The organism is Nocardioides bizhenqiangii (assembly GCF_034661235.1).
GTDB lineage: Bacteria > Actinomycetota > Actinomycetes > Propionibacteriales > Nocardioidaceae > Nocardioides > Nocardioides bizhenqiangii.
In genome coordinates, this window is sequence record NZ_CP141059.1 from 227591 (window position 1) to 254518 (window position 26928).

A 26928-nucleotide genomic window follows, 5' to 3' on the forward strand; every position below is an offset into this window, starting at 1 on the left:
CACCCGACCGACAACCCAATTGGGTCCATTCCTGCCCCTCGGGGGGTCGGGGGCTAGACAGCACGCGCTACCGTCTTGGCCCGGAACGTCCGGAAATACCCTCGAGCGCATTGAGAAGTAGGTCTGAGTGGCACACAAGTTGGTGATCGTCGAGTCACCGGCCAAGGCCCGCACGATCGGCGGGTACCTCGGCGACGGCTATGTCGTCGAGTCCTCGATCGGTCACATCCGCGACCTCCCGAACAACGCCGCGGACACTCCGGCGAAGATCAAGGACAAGCCGTGGGGGCGGCTCGCCATCGACGTCGACAACGACTTCACGCCCTACTACGTCGTGCCCCGCGACAAGAAGTCCCACATCTCCAAGCTCAAGGGTTTGCTCAAGGACGCGGACGAGCTCTTCCTCGCCACCGACGAGGACCGCGAGGGGGAGGCGATCGCCTGGCACCTCCTCGACGAGCTGAAGCCGAAGGACATCCCCGTGCGGCGGATGGTCTTCCACGAGATCACCAAAGCCGCCATCCAGGAGGCCGCCGCCAACCCGCGGGACCTCGACATGGACCTGGTCGAGGCGCAGGAGACCCGTCGGATCCTCGACCGCCTCTACGGTTACGAGGTCTCCCCGGTGCTGTGGCGCAAGGTCATGTCCGGCCTGTCCGCGGGCCGCGTGCAGTCGGTGGCAACCCGCCTGGTCGTGGACCGGGAGAAGGAGCGGATGGCGTTCCGGGTCGCGTCTTACTGGGACCTCGAGGGCACCTTCGACGCCGGGTCGAAGCACGAGCAGCGGATGTTCCCGGCCAAGCTCCACTCGCTCGACGGCACCCGCGTCGCCTCCGGCAGCAATTTCGGACCCGACGGGCTGCTGAAGGGACGCGCCGACGTCGTCCACCTGGACCGGAATCGCGCCGAGTCGCTGGTCGCGGCGCTCGCCGACGCGTCGTTCGAGGTGCGCTCGGTCGAGTCCAAGCCCTACAAGCGGTCGCCGTACCCGCCGTTCCGGACGACCACCCTCCAGCAGGAGGCCAGCCGCAAGCTCGGCATGGGGGCCAGCATGACCATGTCGGTCGCGCAGCGCCTCTACGAGAACGGCTTCATCACCTACATGCGGACCGACTCGACCACGCTCTCCGGCAGCGCCGTCGGCGCGGCCCGGTCGCAGGTGCGCGAGCTGTACGGCGCGGAGTACCTCCCCGACGCGCCGCGCACCTACACCAGCAAGGTCAAGAACGCCCAGGAGGCGCACGAGGCGATCCGGCCCGCCGGCGACTCGTTCCGCACGCCGGCGCAGACCGGCCTCACCGGCGACCAGTTCCGGCTGTACGAGCTGATCTGGATGCGCACCGTCGCCTCCCAGATGAAGGACGCGGTCGGCCAGTCCGTGTCGGTGCGGATCGGCGGCGGCGCCGCGACGGGCGAGGACGTCGTCTTCTCGGCGTCCGGCAGGGTGATCACCTTCCACGGCTTCCTCAAGGCGTACGTCGAGGGCACCGACGAGGGTGCCGCCAAGGACGACCAGGAGACCCGGCTGCCCGCGCTCGTCGAGGGCGACCCGGTCTCCGCGGCGTCCCTCAGTGCCAGCGGTCACGAGACCAAGCCGCCGTCCCGCTACACCGAGGCCACCCTGATCAAGGAGCTCGAGGACCGCCAGATCGGCCGGCCGTCGACGTACGCCTCGATCATCGGGACCATCCTCAACCGCGGCTACGTCTACAAGAAGGGCACCGCGCTGGTGCCGGCCTGGATCGCGTTCTCCGTGGTCCGGCTGCTCGAGGAGCACTTCACCCGGCTGATCGACTACGACTTCACCGCGCTGATGGAGACCGTCCTTGACGACATCGCCGGCGGCGAGAAGGACCGGGTCACCGAGCTCCAGGAGTTCTACTACGGATCGGAGCGGCTGGCCGGCCTCAAGCCGCTGGTCGACGGTCTCGGCGACATCGACGCCAAGGCGCTCGCGACCTTCCCTATCGGCGACCCCGACGAGGGGATCGCCCTGCGGGTCGGCAAGTACGGCCCCTACTTGGAGACCACTGCGGGGCCGGACGACGACGGGTCCTTCGTGTCCCAGCGCGCCAACGTGCCCGAGGACCTGCCGCCGGACGAGCTCACGCTCGCCAAGGCCAAGGAGCTGCTGGCCAACCCGGCGGGCGAGGAGATCGAGCTCGGCTCCCACCCGGAGACGGGCCTGCGGGTCGTGGCCAAGAACGGCCGCTACGGGCCGTTCGTCACCGAGGAGCTCCCCGAGGACGCTCCCAAGAGTGCCAAGCCACGCACCGGCTCGCTCTTCAAGTCGATGTCCCTCGACACCATCACCCTGGCCGACGCGGTCATGCTGCTGTCCCTGCCGAGGGTCGTCGGCGAGGATCCCGCAACCGGTGAGGAGATCACCGCCCAGAACGGCCGCTACGGGCCCTACCTCAAGAAGGGCACCGACTCCCGGTCGCTCCAGACCGAGGACCAGCTCTTCACGGTGACCCTCGAGGAGGCGCTGGCGATCTACGCCCAGCCCAAGCAGCGCGGCCGGGCTGCCGCGGCGCCGCCGCTGAAGGAGCTCGGCAACGACCCGGTCTCCGGCCAGCCGATCGTGGTGAAGGCCGGCCGGTTCGGCGAGTACGTCACCGACGGTGAGTACAACGCCACCCTCCGCAAGGACGACTCGGTCGAGGCGATCACCCTCGCGCGCGCCGCCGAGCTGCTCGCCGAGCGCCGCGAGAAGGGTCCGGCCAAGAAGGCCGCCAAGCGCGGCGCGAAGAAGACGGCCAAGAAGACCACCAAGAAGGCCACGGCCAAGAAGACGACCAAGAAGAGCGCGGCCAAGAAGAAGTGACGTCGGGCCCGTCGTCTAGGTTTCATCCGTGAGTACGTCCCCGTCGCCCGGCCGCTACACCGAGACCGGGGTCTTCGTGTGCTTCGAGGGCGGCGAGGGATCGGGCAAGTCGACCCAGTCACTGCTGCTGAGAGACGCGCTGGTCGCCGAGGGGTACGCCGTACGCCTCACGTTCGAGCCGGGCGACACCGCGGTCGGCAAGGAGGTACGCCGGATCGTGCTCAGCCCCGAGACCGGCGACCTGGACGACCGCACCGAGGCCCTGCTCTACGCCGCCGACAAGGCCGAGCACGTCGAGACCGTCGTGCTGCCGGCTCTCGCCCGGGGTGAGGTGGTCATCACCGACCGCTACGTCGACTCCGCGCTGGCCTACCAGGGCGTCGGCCGCGGCCTCGACGCCGCCGAGCTCGAGCGCGTCGCTCGGTGGGCGACCGGCGACCTGCGACCGCACCTGACCGTGGTGCTCGACCTCGCGCCGGAGGCCGGGCTGGGGCGCTTCGACGAGCGCGACCGCATCGAGGGGGAGTCGCTCGAGTTCCACCAGCGGGTGCGGCAGGCGTTCCTCGACCTGGCCGCGGCCGACCCCGACCACTACCTGGTGCTGGACGCCAGGTCCGGCGTCGCCGCCATCGCCGCCGCGGTCCGGGAGCGGGTCGCGCCCCTGCTCGGCCAGGCCCTCCGGGACCGGCCATGACGATCTGGGACAGCCTGGTCGGTCAGCGCGTCGCGATCGAGGCGCTGCAGACGGCCGCGCGCGGGCACGGCATGAGCCACGCCTGGCTGTTCACCGGCCCGCCGGGGTCCGGGCGTTCCAACACCGCCGTGGCCTTCGCCGCCGCGCTCCAGTGCGAGCACCAGGGACTCGGACCCGACTGCCCGCAGGGCTGTCACGACTGCCGCACGGTCCTCGCCGGCAGTCACGCCGACGTCGCGGTCATCCGCACCGAGAAGCTGACCATCGGCGTCAAGGAGGTCCGCGACCTCGTCCGGCGCGCCTCGCTGACGCCAATGGGCCGGCGCTGGCAGATCCTCATCGTCGAGGACGCCGACCGGCTCACCGAGCAGGCGTGCAACGCGCTCCTCAAGGCGATCGAGGAGCCCACCCCACGCACCGTCTGGATGCTGTGCACCCCGACCGTCGAGGACGTCTTGCCGACCATCCGTTCGCGATGCCGGCTGGTGGCGCTGAGCACGCCGACGGCCGCCCAGGTGGCAGGGTTCCTGGTGTCGCTCGGCTGCGACCCCGAGCGGGCGTCGTACGCCGCCCGAGCCAGTCAGGGCCACATCGGACGTGCCCGCGCGCTCGCGTTCGACGACGCGGTGCGTGACCGACGGCAGGACGTCGTCGGGATGCCCGCCCGGCTCACGTCGCTCGGCGCGTGCCTGGCGTCGGCGACCCGCCTGGCCGAGGTCGCGAAGGCGGAGGCCGACGAGATCACCGCCCAGCTCGACGCCCGGGAGAAGGCCGACCTCGACGCGGCGTACGGCGTCGTCGAGCGCGGGCGCCGGCCACGGGACTACGGCCCCGCCCTGCGTGACCTCGAGGGCGCACAGAAGACCCGGGCCAAGCGGCGCCAGCTCGACGTCGTCGACCGCGGGCTGATCGACCTGATCTCGGTCTACCGCGACGCGATCGCGGTCGCCACCGGGGCGCCGGCCGAGCTGGTCAACGAGGACATCCGGACCGACGTCGAGCGGATCGTGCAGACGTCGTCGCCCGAGCTCAACCTGCAACGCATCGGTTGGATCTTCGAGGCGAGGGAACAGATGCTGGAGTTCAACGTGCCCATCGCCCTGGCGCTGGAGTCGATGATGGTGGCGCTGCGCGTCCCCACGCCGCGTTGATCGTGGTGAACCGAACCGAGGAGACGGACCCGTGAAGAAGTGGATCGTGGCGATCATCGTCATCTGGGCGCTCGTGATCGCCGCCGGCGTCACGGTCGGGGTCGTCCTGGTGACCGGCGACGACGACGAGGATGCCGGGGACGAGTCGTCGCCCGGGTCGGAGTCGACGTCGGAGACAGCACCCGGCACGTCACCGCCGGCGGACATCGGCACGGTCCCTCCCGGCCTGGAGTCCTTCTACGGGCAGCAGGTCGCGTGGGAGGCGTGCGGAGCCAACCAGTGCGGCACCCTCGAGGTGCCGCTCGACTACGCGGAGCCCGACGGCGAGTCGATCGAGATCGCCCTCGAGATGGCGCCGGCGACCGGCGAGCGGATCGGCTCGATGGTGGTCAACCCCGGCGGCCCCGGGGCGCCCGGCACCGACGTCGCGGCACAGGCGGACGCGTACTTCGCCCCGGCACTCCTGGAGCGCTACGACATCGTCGGGTTCGACCCGCGCGGCACCGGTGACTCCAGTCCGGTCGACTGCGTGACCGACAGCGAGCTCGACGCGTACGTCGCCGGCGACCCCGATCCCGACAACCGCAGGGAGGTCCGTGACTTCGTCGAGACGCAGGAGAGCTTCTGGGCCGGGTGCGAGGAGAAGTCCGGTGACCTGGGGTCGCACGTCAGCACGATCGAGGTCGCTCGCGACATGGACGTCCTCCGGGCCGTGCTCGGCGAGGAGAAGCTGCCCTACTTCGGGTTCTCCTACGGCACCCGCCTTGGCGCGACGTACGCCGAGCTGTTCCCCGACAACGTCGGCCGGTTCGTCCTCGACGGCGCCGTCGACCCGAGCCTGCCCACCCTCGAGGGTTCGCTGAGCCAGGCCGAGGGCTTCGAGACCGCGCTGCGGGCCTACCTCGAGAACTGCGTCGACGACGGCGACTGCTTCCTCGGCGACACCGTCGACGAGAGCCTGCAGACCATCGACGACCTCCTGGCGGAGATCGAGTCCGAACCGCTGCCGACCGACGAGGACCGCGACCTCGCGATCGGCAACGCGTTCTACGGCATCGTCCTGCCGCTCTACTCCGAGACCAACTGGCCGTTGCTCGACCAGGGGCTCCAGGAGGCGCTCGACGGCAAGGGCGACACCCTGCTCTTCCTCTCCGACTTCTACGGCTCGCGGGAGGGAGGCGAGTACGTCGACAACAGCCTCGAGGCGATCAGCGTGATCAACTGCCTCGACGACCCGTGGTCGATCTCCGCGGAGGAGGTCCCCGACTACTACGACGAGTTCGAGGAGGCCTCGCCCACCTTCGGCCGGGTCTTCGCCTGGGGCCTGGTCGGCTGCCACGACACCCCGTTCCAGACCACCGAGCCGGAGATCGAGATCGACGGCTCCGGCGCCGACCCGATCGTCGTCATCGGTACGACGCGCGACCCCGCGACGCCGTACGAGGAAGCAGTGGCGATGGCCGAGCAGCTCGAGTCCGCTGTCCTGCTCAGCCGCGACGGCGACGGCCACACGGCCTACAACAAGGGCAACGCCTGCATCGACGACGCCGTCCACTCCTACTTCATCGACGGCGCCGTCCCCGCCGACGGCAAGGAGTGCTGAGTTGAATGGCGCGAGTGCGTCGCTCCTCCGTCGCGCCGCGCTGCCGCGCCGCGGTTGACGCGGTCATCGGTTGAACACGACTGGCGGCTCACGAGTCGGCGTCGCGAAAGCCCGACCGCACTCGGCTCCGGTCGCTCCTTCGTCGCTCCCTCCGCCTCGTCGGTCGGGTTTTCGCGACCGGCCGACCGACTCTGAGGAAGGTGGCGCCGCCGGTTTCGTGGGGCCGGTCGCCCGCCGGTATGCTTCCGCAGGTTGTTGCCAGGCTGATCGGTCGGGCAGCACGCCGCCTTAGCTCAGTCGGTAGAGCGGCTCACTCGTAATGAGCAGGTCATCGGTTCGATTCCGATAGGCGGCTCCGACGACCGTTGCCCTGAACAGCAGACTTGCTGGCCAGGGCCGATGTCCGTTCGATGTCCACCAGCCCGATCGACACGACTGTGACACGTTTCCCGGGATGGGATCGACGCCTCAACGCAGGCATTACGAAAAGAACAGGGCGGCCAGGGCTTCCGGAGTGGCGGACGCCTCGCCGTCGGGACCGTAGGCCTCGAGGTAGCATCGGCACTTCGCGTCGTCGATGTAGAACACAGCGTTCTCATCGGCCGTGCCGTCTTGTATGAGATAGCCGTGCTGCCGACCCTCGTTGACGTCCGGGGTTTCCGTGAAGTTCCAGTTGCCGCCTTCGTAGACGGCGTCCTCGTCCTCCCACTCGGCTGTGTCGCTGCGGTAGGCGAGGAAATCACGGCCGGTACGGAAGGTCGAGACGTAGACGTTCAGCTCGCCCCACCGACGGCTGCGATACGAGCACCAGTTCGCCTCGAGCTCGCCTTCGATAAAGGTGAACTGGCGCTCACAGCCCTTGATCTTCGGCCAGGTCCTGATGAATTCGATCAAGCGCGGCAACCCGGGTTCCGTCGGCGCTTCGACCGTGGGAGAGGTGAGACCGTACTGGGTCTCCACGTCGGCGTACTCGGAGCCAGCCGACGCGGTCAGGTGCGCGGCGACCCTGGCGAACTTCGAGTCCCAGTAGATCTCGGCGGTACCGGGTTCATGGGGCGTGAAGAGCTTCGGGTCGAACGCATAGAAGAGTTGACCCTGGTCCTGGCCCGACAGCGTGTAGGGCCGCGTCGCGTCGACCACCCGAACCCGTCCGACCGAGAGGTCGTCCGTGCTCGCGTACGTCGTCAGCCGGAGCGTCCCGACCGGGACGGTGCACTCCAGCATCTCCTCCGCGCCAGCCGGCGGGTCGACGTCGACACAGGACGTGGCCCCCACAGTGATGTTCTCGGCGAGGTACCTGTACCGCGTGTCGACGTCCTCGAGGTCGATCCCCCCATCGCCCTCGCCGCTGCCGTCGTCGGTGCTGCCGTCGTCGGTGCTGCCGTCGTCCTCGGTGCCGTCCTCACCACCGTTCTCCTCCTCGGACTGACTCGCGGACGCGGTGTCGTCGTCGGAGCTGAGCTGCCACCACGCAACACCGCCGCCCGTGGCAAGCAGGAGCACCAGGACGACCGCGACGACGAACGGCCATCGCTTGCGAGCCGCAGGGGCAGGCGGCGGGGGTGCGGGTGGAAACTGGGGTGCGAATGCAGTTGTCCGCGAGTGCACGTCCGCCCGTGGCAACGGCGGCAGAGACGACGGAGGAGGTGGTGGCGGGGGCGGCGGAGCAGGCAGGTGCCGCGACGAGAAGGCTGCCACTGTCGCCTCGTCGATCCTTCCCACGCCGTATCCCAGCACTGCGCAGGCCCACCCGCACATCGCCGGGTCGCCGCCGCCGCGCGCCAGCGCGAAGCGCTGGCCGGCGTCGCGAACCGCGGAGACAGGGTCGGCGCCGTTGTCGACGTTGTGCACCACCAACCAGACGGCCTGGTTGCGCACAGCATCGACGAGCAGGTTGATGAGACCGGTCGGCAGGGACTCGTCACCGAGCAGGTCCTCGAGACCTGCACGGAAACCCATCGGGTCCTCCAGGATCGCGGGCCCGTTCGACCGGATCAGGTCTCGGATGTCCTTGTGCAGCTCCATGGCAACGCCTTCATTCGATGAACGGGTGCCGTCAGCTCACCGACGCGGTGAAGGTGAACGGCTCGGTGGGCACGACGCGTCCGCGCGTGCCGCCGGGCCGACAGAGGATGCGAAGGGTCATTCCACGACGATAAGGAGCACTGAGCCGGCCTGGCGGGGAATCGCCAAAGTAGCGACAAGTGGTAACGGAGGGGTCCACCACGGCTGCGCCGTGGGGCTGGCCCGCGTCCACAAGGACCCGGTCGGAACCAGCTTCAACCGTGCGACGGAGGTCCGTTGGAGCCGGTCCTTCACGCGGCTCCTGGAGCCGAAGCACGTCACCCCCCGGCGGGCGTTTCGTCGGACCCCCGTGGCAGGCTTTTGCCATGGCCCTGACCGACACCGACCTGGCGATGCTCGAGCTCGAGCGCTCGTGGTTCACCTTTGCCGCCACCAAGGACGAGGCGATCGCGGAGCGGTTCGGCATGACCACGACTGCCTACTACCGCGCGCTCAACAAGCTGATCGACCGGCCGGACGCGGTGGCAGCCGACCCGCTGACCGTGCGCCGCCTGGTGCGGATGCGTGACCGCCGTCGCGCGGAGCGCGTCGCCCGCCGCGTCATGTGATTCCCGTTCGGCCGTCTTCGGCGTACCTTCGAAGGAGGACGACGAAGGAGGACGAGATGACTGACGACCAGTACGTCCTGGGGTTCATCCTGATGGCCATCGCGATCGCTCTGATCCTGGGGCTCGGCACGCTGCGGATGGCCGGGATGCTGCAGCGCCACCAACGCACGGAGGCCGACGAGCAGCAGCGCCGCGGGCACAAGGCGGAGCACCACCACTGGTACGACCGCTTCCACCTGCACGGCGCTGCCTGAGCGGCCCGGCGCCAGTGCGACTCCTTAGTCGGCGAACAGGTCGCACCGGTCGGGGTCGATGTCGGGCCGCTCCGTGAGGACATCGAAGTGGCGCACGTACTGGCGGTGCACGTCGCGGCCCGCGATCCCGACCACGGTCTGGTCCGAGTTCATGGTGTGCGTCGTCCAGTTGTCCGAGCCGATCCAGGTCCAGTAACGGCGCTCGCCGCGAGCGACGTACGTCGCGCTCATGGCCTTGTCGTGCACGAAGGTCTCGTCCGCCGGCCAGCAGCCGCCCTCGACCCGGACTCCGGCGGCGAGCAGCTCCGCGCGCGGCAGCCGGCCGACCAGCGGCCCGGCGACGAACGTGACCCGGGCACCTCGTCGCGCCATCGCGGCCAGTCGGTCGGCGATCCACTCGCCGCGGGAGTCCCACATCGTGAACATCGCGATCCGGACGACCGTGTCCCGGCGGGCGGGGATGGAGCGCAGCGCCTTCATGACCGGGTCATGGTCGGCGCTCTGGATGCTCGACGGCAAGGCGTACGACGACCAGCCGTTGCCGCGGAACTCCCGCATCGGGTTGGCGCCCGCCGGGCGGTCGCGCCGGCTCTCCTGGAACGTCTGCTCGATCGCGTCGTACACCGGTGGCAGTGCCAGCGACCACATCATGCTGAAGGCGTGGGTGTCGGAGTAGTCGGTGTTGTTGTAGGACCCGACGACGGTCACCCAGCGACGATCGCCGACCCGCGAGAAGCGCCAGATCTTGTTGTGGTTGATCGACAGCACGCCCTCGGGGCCGCGCGCCGACAGGTCGGTGAACACGACCCATGACCGGTCCGTCCGATCCGCATTCAGCACGGTCGCCAGCCGCAGCCCCTGCGGGAAGCGGTACCGGCTCGAGCCGTTGAGGATCACCTGCACGTGGACGCCACGCCGGAACGCACGCACCAGTGCGGGATAGGTGATCCGCGACCCGAGGAAGTACGTCTCGACCTTGATGAACTCGCCTGTTGGGACGGCGTCGACGTACCTGGCGAGCGCGCGGGCGATCGCATGTGGCCGGCTCCGCGGGTCGTTGGCCAGGATCGCGCGGCGGGGCGGGCTGAATGCTTCCGATGCGGCTTGCTCGGCAGCAGACCGGGCAGGTAGGTCCGGGTCCGATCGATCCGGGGAGGTGGCGTGGAACGCCGCGCCGACGACCAGTGGGACGAGGACTGCGACGAGCAGGCTGCGGTGCGTCTCGCTGGAGATCACGTACTACGACGTTGTCGGGGCGCGGTGAACCGGTTGTGACCACGGATCCGCGGTCACGCGAACGGCGCGCGGATTCACCGGACAAGGTGGCGACGGCCGTCACAGCAAAGGTGGATACGTCAACCAACTCGGCTAGCATGGAGGCATGACAGCGCCGCGGTGGCTCGACGACGAGCAGCAGGAGGTCTGGCGAGCCTGGCTCGAGGTCAACGCCCAGCTCTTCGCGCGGATCAGCCGCGAGCTCCAGGCCAACAGCGGGTTGTCGCTCCAGGACTACGACGTGCTGGTGGCGCTGACCGACGTGCCCGACGGCAGCGTGCGGATGCGCGACCTCGGCGTGAAGCTGCAGTGGGAGAAGAGCCGGCTCTCCAAGCACCTGACCCGGATGGCGGCTCGCGGCCTGGTGGCGCGGCGCGAGTGCCACGACGACCGGCGTGGCTCCTTCGTCGAGCTGACCGACGACGGGCTGGCGGCGATCCGGGCTGCCGCGCCGGACCATGCCGCGCTGGTCAAGGACATCTTCTTCGACGGGCTGAGCCGCGAGCAGGTGCGCGACCTCGGCAAGGTCTGCGCGATCGTGCTGGAGCGCCTCGGTGCCGCGGAGACGGCTCAGGTCTCGCCCAGCAGGTCGCGGACGGCGAGCGAGCCGAAGACCATCGCCGCACCGAGCGGCGCGCCCGGACCCGGGTAGCGCGACCCGAAGACCGACGTGACCGAGTTGCTGGTGGCGTACAGGCCCGGGATCGCGGCCTCGGTCGCGGCGTCGAGCACGCGACCGGCAGAGTCGGTGACCAGGCCGCCCTTGGTGCCGAGGTCGGACAGCACGAACCGCGCGGCGTAGTAGGGCGGCTGGTCGGTCGGCGTCAGCGCCTTGTTGGGGCCGGTGCCGCCCGCGAAGAAGGTGTCGTACTCGTCCTCGCCCCGGCCGAAGTCGTCGTCGACGCCGGCAGCGGCGAAGCCGTTGAAACGGCCGACGGTCTCCGTCAGCACGGCTGGCTCGACACCGATGGCCTCCGCCAGGTCCTCGATCGACTCCGCGGTGACCCAGGTGCCGGCCGCCAGGTGCTCGGCCGGGTCACCTTCCGGCATCGCGATCGCCGGGAGCCGGCCGCCCTCCCGGTTGTCGAAGACGAACCAGGAAGGGATCCGCTCCGGCGCGGCCGCCATGATCCGGCCGAACCGGTCGTAGGGCAGGCACTCGTTGGCGTAGCGACGGCCGGTCTGGTCGACCATCAGCCCGCCGCGGAAGCCGAGGGTGAAGGTGCCGCTGCCGTCGGGCTGGGCCAGGCCCGGGCAGAACCAGCCCTCCCCCGAGTAGTCGGTCGCCGCACCGGCCTTCGCGCAGGCCTCGATCAGGTCACCGGTGTTGGTGCCCCGCGGGGCCATCGTCCACGCGGCGCTGCCGGGAGTGCCGTGCAGCTCGCGCAGCTCGGGGCTCCCCTCGTAGCCACCGGCGGCGACGATCACGCCTCGGTGGGCGCCCACGTCGACCGGTCCCGTGGGCGTGTCCACGACCACCGCGGTCACCCGGCCGGCGCCGTCACGCCGTACGTCGACGACGTGGTGCTCGGTCGCGAGGGTGCCGCCGTCACGGACCACGATCGCGGCCAGCCGCCCGATCAGCGCCTGGCCGCCCGACAGGGTCGACCGGCCGGCCGCGCCGGCCCGGTCCCGCTCGACCGGCGGCCGCAACAGCGCCGTCACCGCCGGGTCGAGGCCGGCCCGGGCGATCGAGACCGGCTGGATCGAGCGGCCCATCGGCACCCGGCCGGGCGCGTCGTAGTACTCGGAGAACGGGATCCACTCGAAGTCCATCAGCTCGTCGGCCTCGAGCACCGCCACCAGCGCGGGTGCCTGCTGCAGGAACGCCTCGACCCGCGCGGGGTCCGGCTGGTCCAGGACGGCTGCGAGGTAGGCGCGGGCGCCGTCGGTGGAGTCGGGGAGGCCGGCCCGCTGCTGGACGTCGCTGCCCGGCAGCCAACAGGCGCCGCCGGAGTACGCCGACGTACCGCCGATCAAGGGGGTGCGCTCGAGCACGACCGTCGACAGGCCGGCCTTCGCGGCGAGCGCGGCCGCGGTCATGGCGCCGCCGCCGGATCCGACCACCACGATGTCGTAGGAGGACTGCAGAGGAGCGGGCACCGTGGTCACGGCGAAACTGTAACGCGTTCTAGTTTCGGCGGCAGTACGACGATCTACGCGGCGTCGCGGATCGGCCCGAGCCACGGCTCGAAGCCGTCCTCGCCCATGTCCGATCCTCTGTGCCAGGTCTCGCCGGGCTGCACGAGCATGGCGGCGAACGCAGCGCGGGCGTGCTCGGGCGCCACGCCCACGCCCGTCATCACGATTCGCGTGAACGGCTCCTGGTCGCCCCACGGTCCGTGGTGGCCGATGCTCAGCTGGCCGCCGGCGCCGTCCCAGGCGATGACCCGACCGGGGCGGGTGGGGAGCCAGAAGCAGCCGCGGGAGCGATGGTGTCCCGTGCCGAGCTGCTCCAGCGAGTCAAGGAGGCGGCCGGGGTGGAACGGAAAGGAGGACCGGAGGTCGAGCTGCCAGATCCCCTCCGCCCCGGTCAGCGGCAGGTCGTGGGCACGCGTCGGAGCGGTCCACGCCTCGGTGCGGGAGTGGTGGTGGAGCCGACCGGTGAGTGTCGCGTCGTCGAGATCGCTGGCGCCGGTCACGATCGTCGCGTCGGGCCGGGCGAGCGTGCGCACCAGGCCGCGCGCGACCGGATCCGTGGCGCCGTCGAAGGCGATCACGTCGGCATGCTCGACCAGCGCGCCGAGCACCTCGCCCACGCCGCGCCGGTCGTCGTGGGAGCTGTGCACGCCCCGCTCGGCCAGCAGGTCGGCACCCAACAGGGCTTGCACCGGATCCTGGCCGCTCACGGCCGCGACCACGGCGGTCACCCGCAACAGCCGGGCCAACCCGTTCTCCCGGGCGAGCACCCAGCAGACCTGACCAGCCTCGCCGCCCACCGGCAGGTGGGCGACGATGCTCTGCCAGCGGCCGTCTCGCGCCAGCCGCTCGAGAGTGGGCAGGACGTCCTCCCGGATTGCGCAGCTGACGCAGGCGTGCTCGAGGGTGATCTCGTGCTGCTCCAGCACCCCTGTGAGGTCGCTGACGGTCCGGGTGAGGACCTGCCGTTCGACGTCGATGTGATGGCGGACGGCGACCGCTCCGGGCAGGCCGAACTGCAGACCAACCATCGTCGTCGCCATCGCGTCGGGATCGACACCCGTGACCAACACGACCGGAGTCTGCATGTGGCGGACCTCTCTGGATAGGATGAGAACGATTCTCAACTCTACAGCCAGAGAGGCAGTGGTGACGCGTGGGCCACGGACACGCACATCGAGCCCCTGCGGGCGTCGACGAGGCGGTCGAGGTGGGTGGTCCGGGACGGACCGCGCTGCTGGTCGCCCTGGGGATGGCGGCGGTGGCCACCGTCGTCGGGCTGGTCGTCTGGTGGCCGTCCGGCGACGCCTCGGAGGTCGAGTCCGCGCAGTACGCCGCCGACGGCGTGACCTTCCCGGTCGGCGAGGTGCGCGACGTCGGTGAGCCGTGCCCGTTCGACGAGGCGCCCCCGGAGGGCTGCGGGCTGGTGACGGTCGAGGTCGACGGCCGCGACGTCGACGTCCAGGTGCCGCCGGAGGTCATCAACGCCGGCCTCGCCCGCGGTGACTCGGTCGAGCTTCTGAAGACTCCGGCCGCTGACGGGGCGGAGTCGACGTACTCCTACTTCGCCACGGACCGGGACGGCACGCTGGTCTGGCTGCTGCTCCTCTTCCTCGTCGTCGTGCTCGCGATCGCGCGCTGGCGCGGTCTCTTCGCCCTGATCGGCCTCGCCTTCGGTGCGGCAGTGGTGTGGTGGTTCCTGCTGCCCGCGCTGCTGGACGGCGCCTCGGGCGTCGGCGTGGCGCTCACCGGTGCGTCGGCCATCATGTTCGTGGTCCTCTACATGACGCACGGACTGTCCATGCGGACGAGCACAGCGCTCGCCGGGACCCTGGTCGGCATCGCGATCACCGGGTTGCTGTCCGTGGTCGCCGTCGCCGACGCGCGGCTGACCGGCATCTCCGACGACGCCGGCGGCGTGCTGCGGGCCTACGGCGACGGCCTCGACTTCCCGTCCCTGCTGGGCTGCGCCCTGGTGATCGCGGGGCTCGGCGTGCTCAACGACGTCACGATCACGCAGGCGTCGGCGGTCTGGGAGCTGCGCGCGGCGTCACCCCAGGCCTCGCGATGGGAGATCTACGCCGGCGCGATGCGGATCGGGCGCGACCACATCGCGTCCACGATCTACACGATCGTCTTCGCCTACGTCGGGACGGCGCTGCTGGTGCTGATGCTGCTCAGCATCTACGACCGTTCGCTCCTCGAGCTCCGCTCGACCGAGCAGCTCGCGGAGGAGATCGTGCGCACCCTGGTCACGTCGATCGGGCTGGTGCTCGCGGTGCCGGCGACGACCGCGCTGGGCGTCCTCATCGTGGCACCCACGCGACCTGGAGCACCACCGTCCCCCGGTCACGAGTGACCAGCCGCGCCCGACCCGGCGCGGCCGGCGTCGGCCGCACCGTCCCGACGAGCGGGCCCTCCTCCCGGCTGCCGCTGAGCAGCACGCCGGGCACGGCCAGGTCGCGCAGCGACTGGATCACCGGTTCGTAGAGCGCGCGGGCGGCTCCGCCACTGCGACGGGCCACGACCAGGTGCAGGCCGACGTCGGCGGCCTGGGCGAGCAGCGGCTGGAGCGCGGCGACGGGGGAGCCCTGCGGCGTCGCGACCAGGTCGTAGTCGTCGACGACGACGAACACCTCCGCCCCGCTCCACCACGACCGCCCGCGCAGCTGGTCGGGCGTGACGTCGGGTCCGGGGAGCCGCGTGCGGAGGTAGGACGCCAGCTCCTCCAGCGCGGGCCGGGCCTGGTCGGCGGAGGTCAGGTAGTGCAGCAGCTGCCGGTCGGGCACCTCGCCGAGCAGGGAGCGGCGGTAGTCGACGAGGACCACCTGGGCCTGCGCGGGCGTGCGGGTGCGGACCACCTCGTGCAGGTAGGTCCGCAGCAGCCCGCTCTTGCCGGACCGGCCGTCGCCGAACACCAGCAGGTGCGGTTCGACCCCGGGATCGAGCGCGACCGGCGCCAGCCGTGCCTCGTCGATGCCGAGCAGCAACCCGGGTACGTCGGCGCCGGCCTGGCGTCGGACGACGTCGAGGCCGACCGTGCTGGGCAGCAACCGCAGCGGCGCCGCCTCCTGGCCGGGCCATGCGGCCCGCGCCGCCGCGACCAGCCGCTCGTCCTCGGGTGGGAGCGCGGCCAGGAAGTGCAGCGGACCCGGCACCAGTCCGCGGCCGGGACGGTCGGTCGGCACCGCCGCCGCGACCCGACGGTCCACCTCCGAGTCGACCGGATCTCCGAGCCGCAGCTCGAGCCGGGTGCCGAGCTGGTCACGGAGCGCGGCCCTGAAGTCCGACCACCGGGCGCTGGCCGCCACCAGGTGGATGCCCAGGCCGAGCCCGCGCTGCGCCAGCTGTTGGAGCGTGGGCTCGAGGTCGTCGAACTCGGCGCGCAACGTGCCCCAGCCGTCGACGCAGAGGAAGACGTCGCCGCGTCCGTCGTCGACGTCGCCCGCGTCGCGGTCGTCGGCGATGGCCTGGACCTCGGCCACGATCCGGCGTACGACGTCGCGGTCTTTGCGCCCGGCAATGCCGGACACGTGCGGGAGACCGGCCAGGGAGCCGAAGCCGCCGCCGCCCAGGTCGAGCACGTACCACTGCGTCTGCCTCGGGCTGCCCGAGAGCGCCGCCGCTGCCAGGATGGTGCGCAGCAGCGTGCTCTTGCCGCTCCGGGGACCGCCGACCACCGCCACGTGGCCACCGGCCCCGGTCAGGTCGAGCACCAGTGGGTCGCGGCGCTGCTCCCGCGGGCGGTCCACGATCCCGACCGCGATCCGGAGCGGGCCGGCCGCCGCCGGGGCGAGCTGCTCGAGCCGTGGAGGCTCGGCGAGCGGCGGCAGCCAGACCCGGTGCGCGGCGGGGCCGAGACCACGCATCCGGGCCACCGCGAGGTCGAGGATCGACGGCCCGTCCTGCCGATCCGCGACGTGGGTCGTCGGCGCAGGTGAGGCCGCGCGCACCTCGCGGGCCACGAACGGCAGCACCAGCGGTCCACGGCGGTCGGGGCGCCGTCGTACGGCGCGGCCGACAGGTGGTCCGGAGACGTACGCCGCCTGGAACCGGGTCAGCGTCGCCGGGCCCTGCTTGAGGTAGCCGAGACCGGGGACGGACGGCAGCTCGTAGGCGTCGGGCACGCCGAGGACGGTGCGGGACTCCTGCGCGCTGAAGGTGCGCAGGCCGACGCGGTAGGAGAGGTGCGACTCGAGCCCACGCAGCCGGCCCTCCTCGAGCCGCTGGGAGGCGAGCAGCAGGTGCAGCCCGAGCGAGCGGCCGACGCGCCCGATCGCGACGAACAGCTCGGTGAGCTCCGGTTTCGCCGCCAGCAGCTCGGAGAACTCGTCGACCACGACGAGCAGCGAGGGCAGCGGCGGCAGGTCCGCCCCCTGTTCCCGGGCGCGCGCGTGGTCGCGCATCGACGCAAGATTGCCCGCGCTGCGCAGGACCTCCTGACGGCGCACCATCTCGCCCGCGAGGGCGTCGTGCATCCGGTCGACGAGGGCGAGCTCGCCCGCCAGGTTGGTGATCACGGCCGAGACGTGCGGCAGGTCCGCCATGCCGGCGAACGTCGCGCCGCCCTTGAAGTCGACGAGCACCAGGTTGAGCTGCTCGGGCGGGTGGGTCATCGCCAGCCCGAGCACGAGCGTGCGGAGGAACTCCGACTTGCCGCTCCCCGTCGCGCCGACGACCAGCCCGTGCGGGCCCATGCCCTGCTGTGCCGATTCCTTGAGGTCGAGGTACACCTTGGTCCCTGAGCCTGTCGAAGGGTCGGGGCCGACACCGACCGGCACCCGCATCCGGTCGCGGGCGGGTCGCGGACGCCAGCCGGTCGCCGGGTCGAACGCGTCGATGCCGTCGATCCCCAGCAGCTCGGGGAGCCCGGCGGGCGCTGCCGGTGCAGCGTCTCCCGCGTCGGCGGGGACCTGTCGGGGCAGCAGGCGGCGCGCCACCGCTTCCGCCGTCGCCGCGTCGCACTGGTCGGCTCGGACCTCGCCCGCGCCCGGGACGTCGATCCGCAGGGTGCCCGCCGCCGGCGGGTCGTCCGCGGCGCCGACCTCGATGACGGTGGCGCCGCGCTGCCCGCGCACCGGACTGCCCGGCTCGGCGCCGTCGACCAGGAGCAGCAGGTGGGCGGTGCCGGGGAGGTCGGAGAGGACCTCGGTCAGGGCCGCAGGAGAGGAGCTGACCAACCGGACCGGACCGACCGCGTCGGATCGTGCCGCGCTCTGCGCGTGCGGGAGCCACTTGACCCACTCCCACGCGTCGAGCGCGTCGTCGGCCGCGAGCACGGCCAGGGCGAGGTGGTCGGGTACGTGGAGGGTGGCGGCGGAGCAGACCAGGGCGCGGGCCAGGCCGCGGGCAGCCTCGTGCGGTCCCACGACCGCGATCCGGTGGTGCCGGCGGAGGTCGACGGTGACCGGGAGGTCGGGAATCGTCCGGTGGGCCTCGAGGAGTCGGCGCACGGCCGACACTGCTGCCGGATCGGCGTCGTCCGCGGACAGGTCGGCCGGTGCCGCGAGCTCGGCGGAGAGCGGCTGGGGAGCGACGCCGTACCTCACCTGCAGGAAGGCCGGATCGTCCGGCCGCCGCTCCCACACCCGGTCGCCCTCCGTCGCGACCGCGGGCAGCGCAGCCGGATCCGGGTGCAGCCAGAGCAGGGCCCGGCGCTGGCCATCGGCGGCGTCGCGGACGGCGACCCGCACGCCGGCCAGGTGACGCAGGTAGCTGCGCCGGGCGCTGGTCAGCCGGCGCCGGCGCTGTCCCCGTTGCCGGTCGAGCTGGATGCCGAGGTAGGCGACCGTCGTGAGGAGGAACAGTCCGGCCGCGACCACCCGGACCTCCGAGCTGCCGCCCCCGAGCGACGCGACCAGCATCACCGAGCCGAGGCTCCCGAGCATGGGGATCGCGGTCATCGCCACACCGCCGGCGCCCTCGGCAGCTGGCAGCCGCGGCGGCTCCTCGAGCGGGATCCGGCCCGAGGGCAGGTCGGGAGGCACCGTCATGCCGGGGAGTCAACCCGGCACGGGCGGCATACGGAACCACCGCCGCCGCTGCCTGTGGACAACGCCGACCCCCGGTTTCCCGCCGTCCGCGGCGAGGGCACATGCGGGTTCGTCGGCACCGCCCGGTGCCGCCCGCCGACCCGATTCGAAAGAGGAGCACCACCATGGCGCAGCCCGATGAGTTCGGCCAGGGAGACGGCACCCTGAGCCACGCGGCCGGTCTCGTGACCGATGCCCGGACCGACTTCACCTCCTACAGCGCCCGTCTCGACGGCCAGATCGCCGGGGTGCAGGGCCGGTGGGGTGGCCGCGGCGCGCAGGCCTTCTTCCTCCTCCACCAGGCGTGGACGGAGAAGCAGCGGACGATCGTCAACGCCCTCGACGACTTCGCCGCGTCGCTGACCTCGACCGAGCAGGACAACACCGCCACCGACGACGAGATCGGCGGGAGCTACGCCCAGCTCCGCAGCCGGCTCGGCTGACCCCCGAAGGAGAGACGAGATGGGCACCAACCTCGACGGCCTGCGCGTCCAGCACGGCGCGCTCGACCAGGCCGCTTCCGACATGTTCCAGACGGTCAAGGACATCGACGAGCGGATGAACCGGCTCGAGTCCGAGCTCGAGCCGCTGCGCAGCGAGTGGGCGGGCCACGCCCAGCTGGCCTACGTCCACGCCAAGGCGACGTGGGACCGCGCCATCCAGGAGATGCGCGACCTGCTGGACGAGAGCCACCGCACCGTCTACCAGTCCAACGCGGAGTACCAAGCGGTCGACCGCCGCGGCGCCGCGCGCTTCGAGTTCTGAGGCGGAGGCAGAGGCGGGGGCAGAGGCAGAAGTAGGGGCAGAGGTAGAGGCAGATGCCGGTCGCCGACGGACTGCTGCGGGTCACCGCCGTCGCCGGGGGACGGCGGAGCGACCTCGCTGTGCCGGGCGGGGTCGCCGTCGCCGAGCTGCTGCCCGACCTCGCCCGGGCGGTCGGGCTGCTCGACCCGGCCGCGGTCTACGCGGGCTACCGGGTCCACGCCCACGGTCGGAGGCTCCGACCCGACCGGGGGCTGCGCGAGCAGGGCGTCGAAGACGGCGCCCTGCTCGCCGTGGCCGTGGGGGCCGACGCTCCGGCGCCCGCCGTCCACGACGACCTCGCCGACGCGACCGCTGCCGCAGTGGAGCGGCAGCGAGCGTGGCGACCGGCCGAGACCCGTCGGACGACGCTGGTGGCCGGCCTGCTCGCCGTCGTCGTGGGTCTGATCGCGCTCGGGTGGGAGCTGGTGCCCCGGACGACGGCGGACGGGTCCCTTCCCGGTCCGCGGTTGGATCCGGGGGTGGTCGCGGCCGTCGTGCTCGCCCTGGTGGTGCTCGCCGGCCATGCGCTCCCGGCAGCGGCGGTCGCGCTCGGCGTCGCTCGGGCGGACTCAGTGCCGGTCGACCCCGACCGGTTGCAGGCGATGGTCGCGCGGTCGGCCCGGGTCCTCCTCATCGGCTCCGCGGCGGTCGGGGTCGTCGCCACGCTGGCCGTGCCGGTCGTCGTCGACGGCAGCGCCGGCGCGGTGCTCGCCGTCGACTGCTGCGTCGTGCTGCTGCTCCGCGCCCGCCGGCACCGCGCGGCGGCGCAGGTGGCGGTCGACGTAGGCGGGGGCCTGGCCGGGCTGTTCGCGGCCGTGGTCGCCTTGCTGGCGCGTCACCCCGAAGACAGGTCGGCGGTCGCCGCCGGCGTCCTCCTGCTCGGCGCTCTCAACTGCGCGCTGACCAGGCTGCCGGCGGTCCCGAGCGTGCTGCGCGCCCGGCTCCTCGACGTCCTCGAGGTGCTCGTCCTGGTCGCGCTGGCGCCGCTGTTGCTGGTCGCCACCGACGGCCTGGCCCGGATCCCGGAGATGTGACGTGGCCACCAACAAGGAGCTGCTCGAGGCTGCCGCGTTCCACCGGCGTCGCCTGGTCGCGACGTTCCTCCGAGGCTCGGCTGACGACGACCAGCCCGGTGTGCTGCGGACCGTGGTCGTCGGCGTGCTCCTGGCCGTGCTGGCGGTGACGGGTGACGTCGTTGCCGGCTGGCTCGGGGCAGGCTCAGTCGTCGGTGCAGTCGATCGGCGGGTCCGGCTGGTCGTGGGTCCAGGTGAGGCTGCTGTGCGACCTGACGACCCGCCAGCGCTGGACGTACCTGTTGTAGAGGCTGGCGCTCCGGATGTTCACGGTGTTCTCGTCACCCTTGGTCAGTGAACCGGTCGCCCAGTTGGCCGTCCCGGTCCACACGCCGGCGTACCTGCGGTTCGTGCCGTAGGTGCCCCGGATGGCGACGTTCTTCATGTGGGTGCGGGTGTTGACGCAGCCGTCGACGTCCGCGCTGTCCCACCGGCTGTCCCAGATCTCGAAGTTGTTCGAACGCGCAGCCTTCATCCGCCTCAGCAGGCCGCTGTCGACGGCACCGAAGATGACGTGCACCTTGCAGCCGTTGCGTGCCAGGCTGTGGATCTTGTCCCAGATGTAGTTGCCGCGGCGACCGTTCCACCAGAACTGCTGGATGTAGATCTGCGTCGGACCGAAGGCGCTCGAGCACTTCACCTTCCGCAGGTCGACCATCAGCGGGTCGCGTTCCTTCCCGACGCCGATCATCGGGAAGATGCGCGTCGTGTACGGGCCGTCCTTGAGCTCGACGAGCCTGCGCCCGGCGCGCTTCTGGGCGGTCATCAGCTTGTGGATGCGGTTGATGAACTGGAAGGTCTTGGGCCGGTTCTTGATCACGACCAGGTCGTTCCAGCCGGCGTTCGTGCCGCCGGAGTTGAGGTTGGACGACGACATCATGACGACGTTGTTGGCCGTGCCGCTGTGCGACATCGCGTAGATCTTGGAGTGCATGTTCGCCTCGGCGCCGCCTCGGCAGGCTCCGGAGCACTTGAGGACGTAGCTCCCGTCCTTGCCCCAGGTGACCTCCCGGCCGGTGGGCTCCCTGATGCTCCGGTTGGCCTGCCGGGCGGTCATGGTCGGGATCGCCTCGCGGTCGCCGCGCTGGCGGAGACCGCCCTGGTCGGCCGGGAGTGCCCGGTTGCAGCGCCCGGCCCGGGGGTCGTTGTCGGCGATGCCGTTGCGGTCCCGGTCGCGGACGTTGTCGGCGTTCAGCGTCGTGATCAGCTTGCGGGAAGGCGCAGAGGCCACGTCCCGGTCGATGATCACGCGCACCGAGACGCCGCGGCGGCAGGCGTCGATCAGGGCGGCGGCGCTGATCTTGCGGTCGAAGAGATAGCCGGTCACCAAGATCACCGGGTGCGGGTCCCGCCGGGTTGGCCGGACGTTCCTGAACGCCTGCTCGACGGTCCGCACGATCCGCGTGTTGTCCGTGGTCGAGCCCCACGGGTCCGGCTCGTTGAAGGTCGCGCCGCCGTCGGGCTCGTAGCCACTCGCTGACAGCGGTACCAGGGTCACCGACAGCAGGGCTGCCACGAGGGCGACGGCTCGACGCATGGATTCACTTCCCCCATATCCGGGTCGTGGGCGGCGGGAGCGCCCCCACGAGCACAGTGATGGTAACTGCCGATCCGTGACCATCTGTGACAGATACCGAAGTCCGGCGCTAACGAACGGAAAACGATGCTCCTAGGAGTGCGCTGAACAATCCGGCCGTCGCGAGCGGCGCATCCGCGGGATGCTCCGCAAGGCGCGGTCGCGACGGCGCTGTCGGCCCATCTCCGAGCGGCCGCAACGCCGCGGAGCGCCCGCGGGGCGTCGCGCAGCAGGGCGGATTGTTCAGCGGACTCCTAGGGCACGGTCACCCGGTCCGCCACGGCCTCGCGCACCATCGCGTCGAGCAGCTCGGGGTACGACGTCCCGACGGCGGCGAACATCCGCGGCACCTGTGAGTGCTCGGTGAAGCCGGGGATCGTGTTGACCTCGTTGAGGACGGGACCGCGGTCGGTCAGGAAGAAGTCGACCCGGGCGACGCCCGCGCAGCCGAGGGCGTCGTACACGGCGACGGCTGCGCTCTCGAGCGCTGCCCGGTCGGCGTCGGAGACCGGCGCCGGGATGCGGAACTGCGCCGATCCGTCGTACTTGCTGTCCAGGTCGAAGATCCCGGACGCCGGCACGACGATCTCCAGGGCCGGCGGGACGGTCCGGGTGCCGTCCGCCCGGCCGAACACGGCGAGGTCGATCTCGCGGCCGACCACGACGTCCTCGACCAGTACCCGGTCGTCCACCGCGAACGCGGCGTCGAGCGCGGCTGCGAGGTCGGAGGCGGCGCGGACCATGGACACCCCGTGGCTGGATCCTGCCGCGACCGGCTTCACGACCACCGGGTGCGTGAAGGTCTCCGTGTCGGCCGTGGAGCGGGTCACCAGCCGGCCCGGAGCGGTCGGCACGCCGATCGCCTCCGCGACCAGCTTGGTGGCCCACTTGTCCATGGCCACCGCGCTCGCGCCGAGGGAGGAGCCGACGTACGGCACGTCCGCCAGGTCGCACAGCGCAGCGAGGGTGCCGTCCTCGCCGCCGGGACCGTGCAGCATGGGTACGGCGACCTGGCAGTCGCGCAGGACGTCGATCGCGCCGGCCAGGCCGATCGGGAGCGCCGCACCGTCGCGCCACATCCCGTCCCGGTCGATCGTCAGCCGTACGACGTCGTGGCCGGCGGCGGTCAGGGCGTTGCCGGCCGCCGCCGCCGAGGCGAGCGAGACGTCGTGCTCACAGCTGGTGCCGCCGCCGATCACGGCCACGCGTAACGGGTTCATCGGATCCTCGTCAGGGTCGGACGGTTCGAGTCGACCGGCGGGTCGCCCACCGTGACGCGATGGAGGCGGGGGCCGAGCCCGGTGACGATCTCATGCTCGAGGGTCTCCGCCCAGCCGGCCCACTCCGCCGCGGTCGGCTCGCCGGCGTCGCCGGGCCCGAAGATCGTCGCCAGGTCGCCCTCGCGAGCGCCCTCGTACCCGTCGTCGGGGCCGAGGTCGACGATGGTCATGTCCATGGAGATCCGCCCGACGACGGGCCGGCGACGTCCGCCCACCAGCACCTCGGCCCGGTTGGAGGCCAGCCGCGGCAGGCCGTCGGCGTACCCCACGGCCAGCAGGCCGAGCCGGGTGTCGTAGGGGGTCCGCCAGCTGTGGCCGTAGCCGACCGACGTGCCCGCCGTGACGTCACGAACCTGCACCAAGGGGGCGGTCAGGGTGAGCGCGGGCCGGAGCGGGGCGGTATGGGACTCGTCGATGCCGACCAGTCCGGCGCCGATCCGGCTCATCGTGTGGTGACTGAGCGGATCGCTGGCGGTGGCCGCGGTCGCGGCGAGGTGGTGGTCGCCGGGGGTGAGCCCGAGCTCCTGCGCAGCCTGCAGCCCCCAGTCGAACCGGGCCCGGCCGGCGGCGTTCGCCGGGTCGGCAGGACGGTCGGCGCACGGGAGATGCCCCATCACACCGACGACCGACAGCTCACCGGCCGTCTGGGCCGCGAGGGCAGCGCCGCACAGCGCGATCCACTCGTCGGGGCTGGCCCCGTCGCGGGCCATGCCGGTGTCCAGCTGCAGGTGGACGTCCAGGCCGGGCGCCGCCCGCACCGCCGCGAGATGGGCCATGCCGGGTACGGCGACCTCGATCCCGTGCGCCGCCGCGGCCGCGAAGTCGGCGTCGGTCGGGTTCAGCCAGCTCAGGATCCGCTCGGTGAAGCCGGCCGCCCGCAGGGCGAACGCCTCGGCGAGGCTGGTGACGCCGAACCGGGTCGCTCCGCCGGCGAGTGCCGCGCGGGCGACGGCGACCGTGCCGTGGCCGAACGCGTCGGCCTTCACCACCGCCATCACCTCGCCACGGGTCACGGCGCCCATGGTCCGGACGTTCGCAGTGACGGCCGCCGTGTCGATGACGAGGGTCGGGACGGAACCTGGACGTGCTGCATCGGCCGTCGCGGCCGCCGGCGTCACGCCGGCGCCTCGAGCACGGCGTTCGGACCGACCGGTGGCCCGGCCGCGAGGTTCGTCATGGGGCCATGGTGCCTGCTGCCTGGGTAAATCGAGGACATCCCGAACCCGGCGGTGGTTCGGGATGTCGCTCTATCGATGGCGGAGGTAGGGGGATTCGAACCCCCGAGGGCGTTAACCCAACCCGCTTTCCAAGCGAGCGCCATAGGCCACTAGGCGATACCTCCGCCGAGGAGGCTACCGGGACCGTGACCGGCCGATGAAATCGCCTTGGCCACCATCATCTAGAGTTGGGGCAACCCCCCGTGCGGCGGCATCTCGCCCAACTCCCCCAGGGTCGGAAGACAGCAAGGGTAAGTGAGCTCTGTCGGGTGCATGGGGGGCCTCTGTTTTTCCGCGAATCGGGCGACTTTGCCCGTCGAGCCCGCCCGGTTCGACCGGCAGACCTCCCCGATTCGCGGTCGTACGGCGGCGCCGGTTACGGGCGTCGGAGCAGGCGTCTAGGGTCTGACTGTGGATTCCCCGCTCGCGCTCTACCGCCGCTACCGGCCGGAGACCTTCGCCGAGGTCATCGGCCAGGAGCACGTGACCGAGCCGCTCCGCGCCGCGTTGGCGGGCAACCGGGTCAACCACGCCTACCTGTTCTCCGGCCCGCGGGGGTGCGGCAAGACCACGAGCGCCCGGATCCTGGCCCGTGCCCTCAACTGCGAGCAGGCGCCCGTCGCCGATCCCTGCGGCGAGTGCGACAGCTGTCGTGACCTGGCCCGCAACGGCTCCGGGTCGATCGACGTGATCGAGATCGACGCGGCGTCGCACGGTGGTGTCGACGACGCCCGCGAGCTGCGGGAGAAGGCGTTCTTCGCGCCGGTGCGGAGCCGCTACAAGGTCTACATCATCGACGAGGCGCACATGGTGACCACGCAGGGCTTCAACGCCCTGCTCAAGCTGGTCGAGGAGCCGCCTCCGCACCTGCGGTTCATCTTCGCCACGACGGAGCCGGACAAGGTGATCCCCACCATCCGGTCACGCACCCACCACTACCCGTTCCGCCTGATCCCGCCACGGCTGCTGTCGTCGTACCTCTCCGAGCTGTGCGAGCTCGAGGGGGTCACCATCGAGCCGACGGCCCTGCCGCTGGTGGTCCGGGCCGGTGCCGGGTCCGCGCGCGACACCCTCTCCGTGCTCGACCAGCTGCTCGGCGGCGCCGGGCCTGCCGGTGTGACGTACGACCTGGCGAGCGGCCTGCTCGGCTACACCCCCGACACCCTGCTCGACGGCGTGGTCGACGCGTTCGCCGCCGGCGACGGCGCGTCGGTGTTCGGCGTCGTGGACAAGGTGATCGAGACCGGCCAGGACCCGCGGCGGTTCACCGAGGACCTGCTCCGGAGGCTGCGTGACCTGGTGATCGTGTCCGCGGTGCCGGACGCCCCGGCGACCGGTCTGATCGACGTCTCCGGCGACCAGGCGGAGCGGTTGGTGACGCAGGCCGCCCGGTTCGGCCGCGCTGAGCTGACCCGGGCCGCCGACCTGGTCGCCGCCGGACTCACCGAGATGCGGGGCGCGACCGCGCCCCGGCTGCTGCTCGAGCTGATCTGCGCGCGGGTGCTGCTGCCCGCCGCCGACCACGGCACCGACGGCGTGCTCGCGCGGCTCGACCGGCTCGAGCGACGGATGGCGATCGTCGGGACCCCGGCCACGCCCGAAGCACCCCCGCCCGCCGACGCACCGCAGCGGGCCGCGGCCCCGGCGCCGGCCGCCGAAGCACCCGCCCCGGCTCCGACCGTCGAGGCACCGGCCCCTGCCGCCGAGGCACCGGCACCCGTCCCGACAGAACCGGAGCCGGAACCCTCCGCGCCCCCCGCGGCCCCCGCGGCCGCTGCGGCCCCAGCGCCGCCGGAGCCGGCAGCAGCGCCGGCGTCCCCGTCCACGCCGGGCACCATGTCGCTCGGGGACGTCCGCGGCCTGTGGCCGACGGTCATCGACGCCTGCCGTTCCTTGCGCAAGGCGACGTGGTCGCTGATCGGCCAGAACGCACAGGTCGTCGACTTCGACGGCACGGTCCTGACGCTGGGATTCCCGAGCAGCGGCCTTCGCGACCAGTTCCTGGGGGGTGGCCACGAGCCTGTCCTCCTCGAGGCGATGACGAAGGCGATCGGGCTCCAGCCCCGGATCGACGCGATCGTCCACCAGGGCGCGTCGGCGGCGAGCCCGGCCCCGACGGCTGCACCGGCCCCGGTACCGGAGCCCGACCCGCCGGCCGAGCCGGCGCCGCCCCCGCCGCGTCGGCCGCGGATGGCCGACATCCAGGCCGAGCCCGCCGACCTCCACGACCCCGACTCCGCGGTCGACCGCGACGACGCCGATGTCGATGCCGAGTCCGGCGCCGACCTGCTCGTCCGCGAGCTCGGCGCGCAGGTGATCGAGGAGACCCCGCACCAGTGACGACAGCGACCTCAGTGACCTCAGGGAGGG

20 protein-coding genes, 2 tRNA genes and 1 other RNA gene are annotated in these 26928 nt (G+C 71.8%); 14 read left to right on the plus strand and 9 right to left on the minus strand.

Features of this window, described 5'->3' with window-relative positions; all coding sequences use genetic code 11:
- Positions 1 to 127 precede the first annotated feature (127 nt).
- The 5 genes from topA to SHK19_RS01105 all read left to right on the plus strand — a co-directional run bounded on the left by topA (position 128) and on the right by SHK19_RS01105 (position 6630).
- Positions 128 to 2827, plus strand: a complete 2700-nt coding sequence (gene topA / locus SHK19_RS01085) for a type I DNA topoisomerase (RefSeq protein WP_322937609.1) — start codon at positions 128 to 130, stop codon at positions 2825 to 2827.
- Between the two features lie 28 nt (positions 2828 to 2855).
- The gene (tmk, locus tag SHK19_RS01090) at positions 2856 to 3521 is read left to right on the plus strand and encodes a dTMP kinase (protein ID WP_322937610.1); all 666 of its coding nucleotides are present in this window, start codon (positions 2856 to 2858) and stop codon (positions 3519 to 3521) included.
- Positions 3518 to 4672, plus strand: coding sequence for a DNA polymerase III subunit delta' (locus SHK19_RS01095; RefSeq protein ID WP_322937611.1), 1155 nt, complete (start codon positions 3518 to 3520; stop codon positions 4670 to 4672). Before tmk ends, SHK19_RS01095 begins: the two co-directional genes overlap by 4 nt.
- Positions 4673 to 4703: 31 nt before the next feature.
- A complete protein-coding gene (locus SHK19_RS01100; protein ID WP_322937612.1) occupies positions 4704 to 6275 on the plus strand; it encodes an alpha/beta hydrolase in 1572 nt (523 codons plus the stop codon).
- A 282-nt stretch (positions 6276 to 6557) separates the two neighbouring features.
- A tRNA-Thr gene (locus SHK19_RS01105) sits at positions 6558 to 6630 on the plus strand.
- A gap of 125 nt (positions 6631 to 6755) precedes the next feature.
- On the opposite strand, the gene SHK19_RS01110 is transcribed toward SHK19_RS01105, so the two are convergent.
- Positions 6756 to 8300 (minus strand): hypothetical protein, encoded by a 1545-nt coding sequence (locus SHK19_RS01110; RefSeq protein WP_322937613.1) that lies wholly within the window; start codon positions 8298 to 8300, stop codon positions 6756 to 6758.
- Positions 8301 to 8665: 365 nt separating this feature from the next.
- Here SHK19_RS01110 and SHK19_RS01115 point away from each other — a divergent pair, with 365 nt between their 5' ends.
- Positions 8666 to 8908, plus strand: coding sequence for a DUF3263 domain-containing protein (locus SHK19_RS01115; RefSeq protein ID WP_322457445.1), 243 nt, complete (start codon positions 8666 to 8668; stop codon positions 8906 to 8908).
- 56 nt (positions 8909 to 8964) lie between these two features.
- Positions 8965 to 9162 carry a hypothetical protein gene (locus SHK19_RS01120; RefSeq protein WP_322937614.1) on the plus strand — a complete coding sequence of 66 codons (198 nt, stop codon included), beginning with the start codon at positions 8965 to 8967 and terminating at the stop codon, positions 9160 to 9162.
- Between the two features lie 24 nt (positions 9163 to 9186).
- On the opposite strand, the gene SHK19_RS01125 is transcribed toward SHK19_RS01120, so the two are convergent.
- Positions 9187 to 10398: a phospholipase D-like domain-containing protein gene (locus SHK19_RS01125; RefSeq protein WP_322937615.1), complete on the minus strand. Its 1212-nt coding sequence runs from the start codon at positions 10396 to 10398 to the stop codon at positions 9187 to 9189.
- Positions 10399 to 10543: 145 nt separating this feature from the next.
- Here SHK19_RS01125 and SHK19_RS01130 point away from each other — a divergent pair, with 145 nt between their 5' ends.
- Complete coding sequence (locus SHK19_RS01130; RefSeq protein WP_322457448.1) at positions 10544 to 11089, plus strand: MarR family winged helix-turn-helix transcriptional regulator; 546 nt, start codon at positions 10544 to 10546, stop codon at positions 11087 to 11089.
- On the opposite strand, the gene SHK19_RS01135 is transcribed toward SHK19_RS01130, so the two are convergent.
- Both SHK19_RS01135 and SHK19_RS01140 read right to left on the minus strand, forming a co-directional pair.
- Positions 11008 to 12549, minus strand: a complete 1542-nt coding sequence (locus SHK19_RS01135) for an FAD-dependent oxidoreductase (protein WP_322937616.1) — start codon at positions 12547 to 12549, stop codon at positions 11008 to 11010. The genes SHK19_RS01130 and SHK19_RS01135 overlap by 82 nt on opposite strands.
- Positions 12550 to 12593: 44 nt before the next feature.
- Positions 12594 to 13664 (minus strand): CobW family GTP-binding protein, encoded by a 1071-nt coding sequence (locus tag SHK19_RS01140; RefSeq protein WP_322457450.1) that lies wholly within the window; start codon positions 13662 to 13664, stop codon positions 12594 to 12596.
- Positions 13665 to 13732: 68 nt separating this feature from the next.
- Here SHK19_RS01140 and SHK19_RS01145 point away from each other — a divergent pair, with 68 nt between their 5' ends.
- Positions 13733 to 14935, plus strand: a complete 1203-nt coding sequence (locus tag SHK19_RS01145) for a YibE/F family protein (RefSeq protein WP_322937617.1) — start codon at positions 13733 to 13735, stop codon at positions 14933 to 14935.
- Here the strand turns inward: SHK19_RS01145 and eccCa are convergent.
- The gene (eccCa, locus tag SHK19_RS01150; protein WP_322937618.1) at positions 14883 to 18569 is read right to left on the minus strand and encodes a type VII secretion protein EccCa; all 3687 of its coding nucleotides are present in this window, start codon (positions 18567 to 18569) and stop codon (positions 14883 to 14885) included. The genes SHK19_RS01145 and eccCa overlap by 53 nt on opposite strands.
- A 164-nt stretch (positions 18570 to 18733) precedes the next feature.
- On the opposite strand from eccCa, the gene SHK19_RS01155 reads away from it, so the two are divergent.
- Genes SHK19_RS01155 through SHK19_RS01165 form a run of 3 tightly spaced genes read left to right on the plus strand, consistent with a single transcriptional unit; the run spans position 18734 to position 20446 of the window.
- Positions 18734 to 19051, plus strand: coding sequence for a WXG100 family type VII secretion target (locus SHK19_RS01155; RefSeq protein WP_322937619.1), 318 nt, complete (start codon positions 18734 to 18736; stop codon positions 19049 to 19051).
- A 19-nt stretch (positions 19052 to 19070) separates the two neighbouring features.
- The gene (locus tag SHK19_RS01160; RefSeq protein ID WP_322457454.1) at positions 19071 to 19373 is read left to right on the plus strand and encodes a WXG100 family type VII secretion target; all 303 of its coding nucleotides are present in this window, start codon (positions 19071 to 19073) and stop codon (positions 19371 to 19373) included.
- A gap of 53 nt (positions 19374 to 19426) precedes the next feature.
- Positions 19427 to 20446 (plus strand): EsaB/YukD family protein, encoded by a 1020-nt coding sequence (locus SHK19_RS01165; protein ID WP_322457455.1) that lies wholly within the window; start codon positions 19427 to 19429, stop codon positions 20444 to 20446.
- Positions 20447 to 20630: 184 nt separating this feature from the next.
- On the opposite strand, the gene SHK19_RS01170 is transcribed toward SHK19_RS01165, so the two are convergent.
- From SHK19_RS01170 to SHK19_RS01185, 4 genes are all read right to left on the minus strand, one after another.
- Complete coding sequence (locus SHK19_RS01170; protein WP_322457456.1) at positions 20631 to 22022, minus strand: phospholipase D-like domain-containing protein; 1392 nt, start codon at positions 22020 to 22022, stop codon at positions 20631 to 20633.
- Positions 22023 to 22315: 293 nt separating this feature from the next.
- Positions 22316 to 23281 carry a D-alanine--D-alanine ligase family protein gene (locus tag SHK19_RS01175; protein ID WP_322937620.1) on the minus strand — a complete coding sequence of 322 codons (966 nt, stop codon included), beginning with the start codon at positions 23279 to 23281 and terminating at the stop codon, positions 22316 to 22318.
- Positions 23278 to 24363 carry an alanine racemase gene (alr, locus tag SHK19_RS01180; protein ID WP_405030448.1) on the minus strand — a complete coding sequence of 362 codons (1086 nt, stop codon included), beginning with the start codon at positions 24361 to 24363 and terminating at the stop codon, positions 23278 to 23280. The genes SHK19_RS01175 and alr overlap by 4 nt, the downstream gene beginning before the upstream one ends.
- 232 nt (positions 24364 to 24595) lie before the next feature.
- Positions 24596 to 24683 (minus strand) — tRNA-Ser (locus SHK19_RS01185).
- 70 nt (positions 24684 to 24753) lie between these two features.
- Between SHK19_RS01185 and ffs the strand changes: the two genes are divergently transcribed.
- An RNA gene (ffs, locus tag SHK19_RS01190) (signal recognition particle sRNA small type) lies at positions 24754 to 24844 on the plus strand.
- A gap of 125 nt (positions 24845 to 24969) precedes the next feature.
- Positions 24970 to 26898 (plus strand): DNA polymerase III subunit gamma and tau, encoded by a 1929-nt coding sequence (locus SHK19_RS01195; RefSeq protein ID WP_322937621.1) that lies wholly within the window; start codon positions 24970 to 24972, stop codon positions 26896 to 26898.
- Positions 26899 to 26928 lie beyond the last annotated feature (30 nt).

Excerpts from the sequence above, each read along its gene's own strand:
- SHK19_RS01175 (WP_322937620.1), bottom strand. The coding sequence starts at position 23,281 with ATGAACCCGTTACGCGTGGCCGTGATCGGCGGCGGCACCAGCTGTGAG.
- SHK19_RS01160 (WP_322457454.1), top strand. The coding sequence starts at position 19,071 with ATGGGCACCAACCTCGACGGCCTGCGCGTCCAGCACGGCGCGCTCGAC.
- SHK19_RS01130 (WP_322457448.1), top strand. The coding sequence starts at position 10,544 with ATGACAGCGCCGCGGTGGCTCGACGACGAGCAGCAGGAGGTCTGGCGA.
- SHK19_RS01095 (WP_322937611.1), top strand. The coding sequence starts at position 3,518 with ATGACGATCTGGGACAGCCTGGTCGGTCAGCGCGTCGCGATCGAGGCG.
- SHK19_RS01140 (WP_322457450.1), bottom strand. The coding sequence starts at position 13,664 with ATGCAGACTCCGGTCGTGTTGGTCACGGGTGTCGATCCCGACGCGATG.
- SHK19_RS01110 (WP_322937613.1), bottom strand. The coding sequence starts at position 8,300 with ATGGAGCTGCACAAGGACATCCGAGACCTGATCCGGTCGAACGGGCCC.
- alr (WP_405030448.1), bottom strand. The coding sequence starts at position 24,363 with ATGGGCGCCGTGACCCGTGGCGAGGTGATGGCGGTGGTGAAGGCCGAC.
- SHK19_RS01170 (WP_322457456.1), bottom strand. The coding sequence starts at position 22,022 with ATGCGTCGAGCCGTCGCCCTCGTGGCAGCCCTGCTGTCGGTGACCCTG.
- eccCa (WP_322937618.1), bottom strand. The coding sequence starts at position 18,569 with ATGACGGTGCCTCCCGACCTGCCCTCGGGCCGGATCCCGCTCGAGGAG.
- SHK19_RS01120 (WP_322937614.1), top strand. The coding sequence starts at position 8,965 with ATGACTGACGACCAGTACGTCCTGGGGTTCATCCTGATGGCCATCGCG.
- SHK19_RS01115 (WP_322457445.1), top strand. The coding sequence starts at position 8,666 with ATGGCCCTGACCGACACCGACCTGGCGATGCTCGAGCTCGAGCGCTCG.
- SHK19_RS01155 (WP_322937619.1), top strand. The coding sequence starts at position 18,734 with ATGGCGCAGCCCGATGAGTTCGGCCAGGGAGACGGCACCCTGAGCCAC.
- SHK19_RS01165 (WP_322457455.1), top strand. The coding sequence starts at position 19,427 with ATGCCGGTCGCCGACGGACTGCTGCGGGTCACCGCCGTCGCCGGGGGA.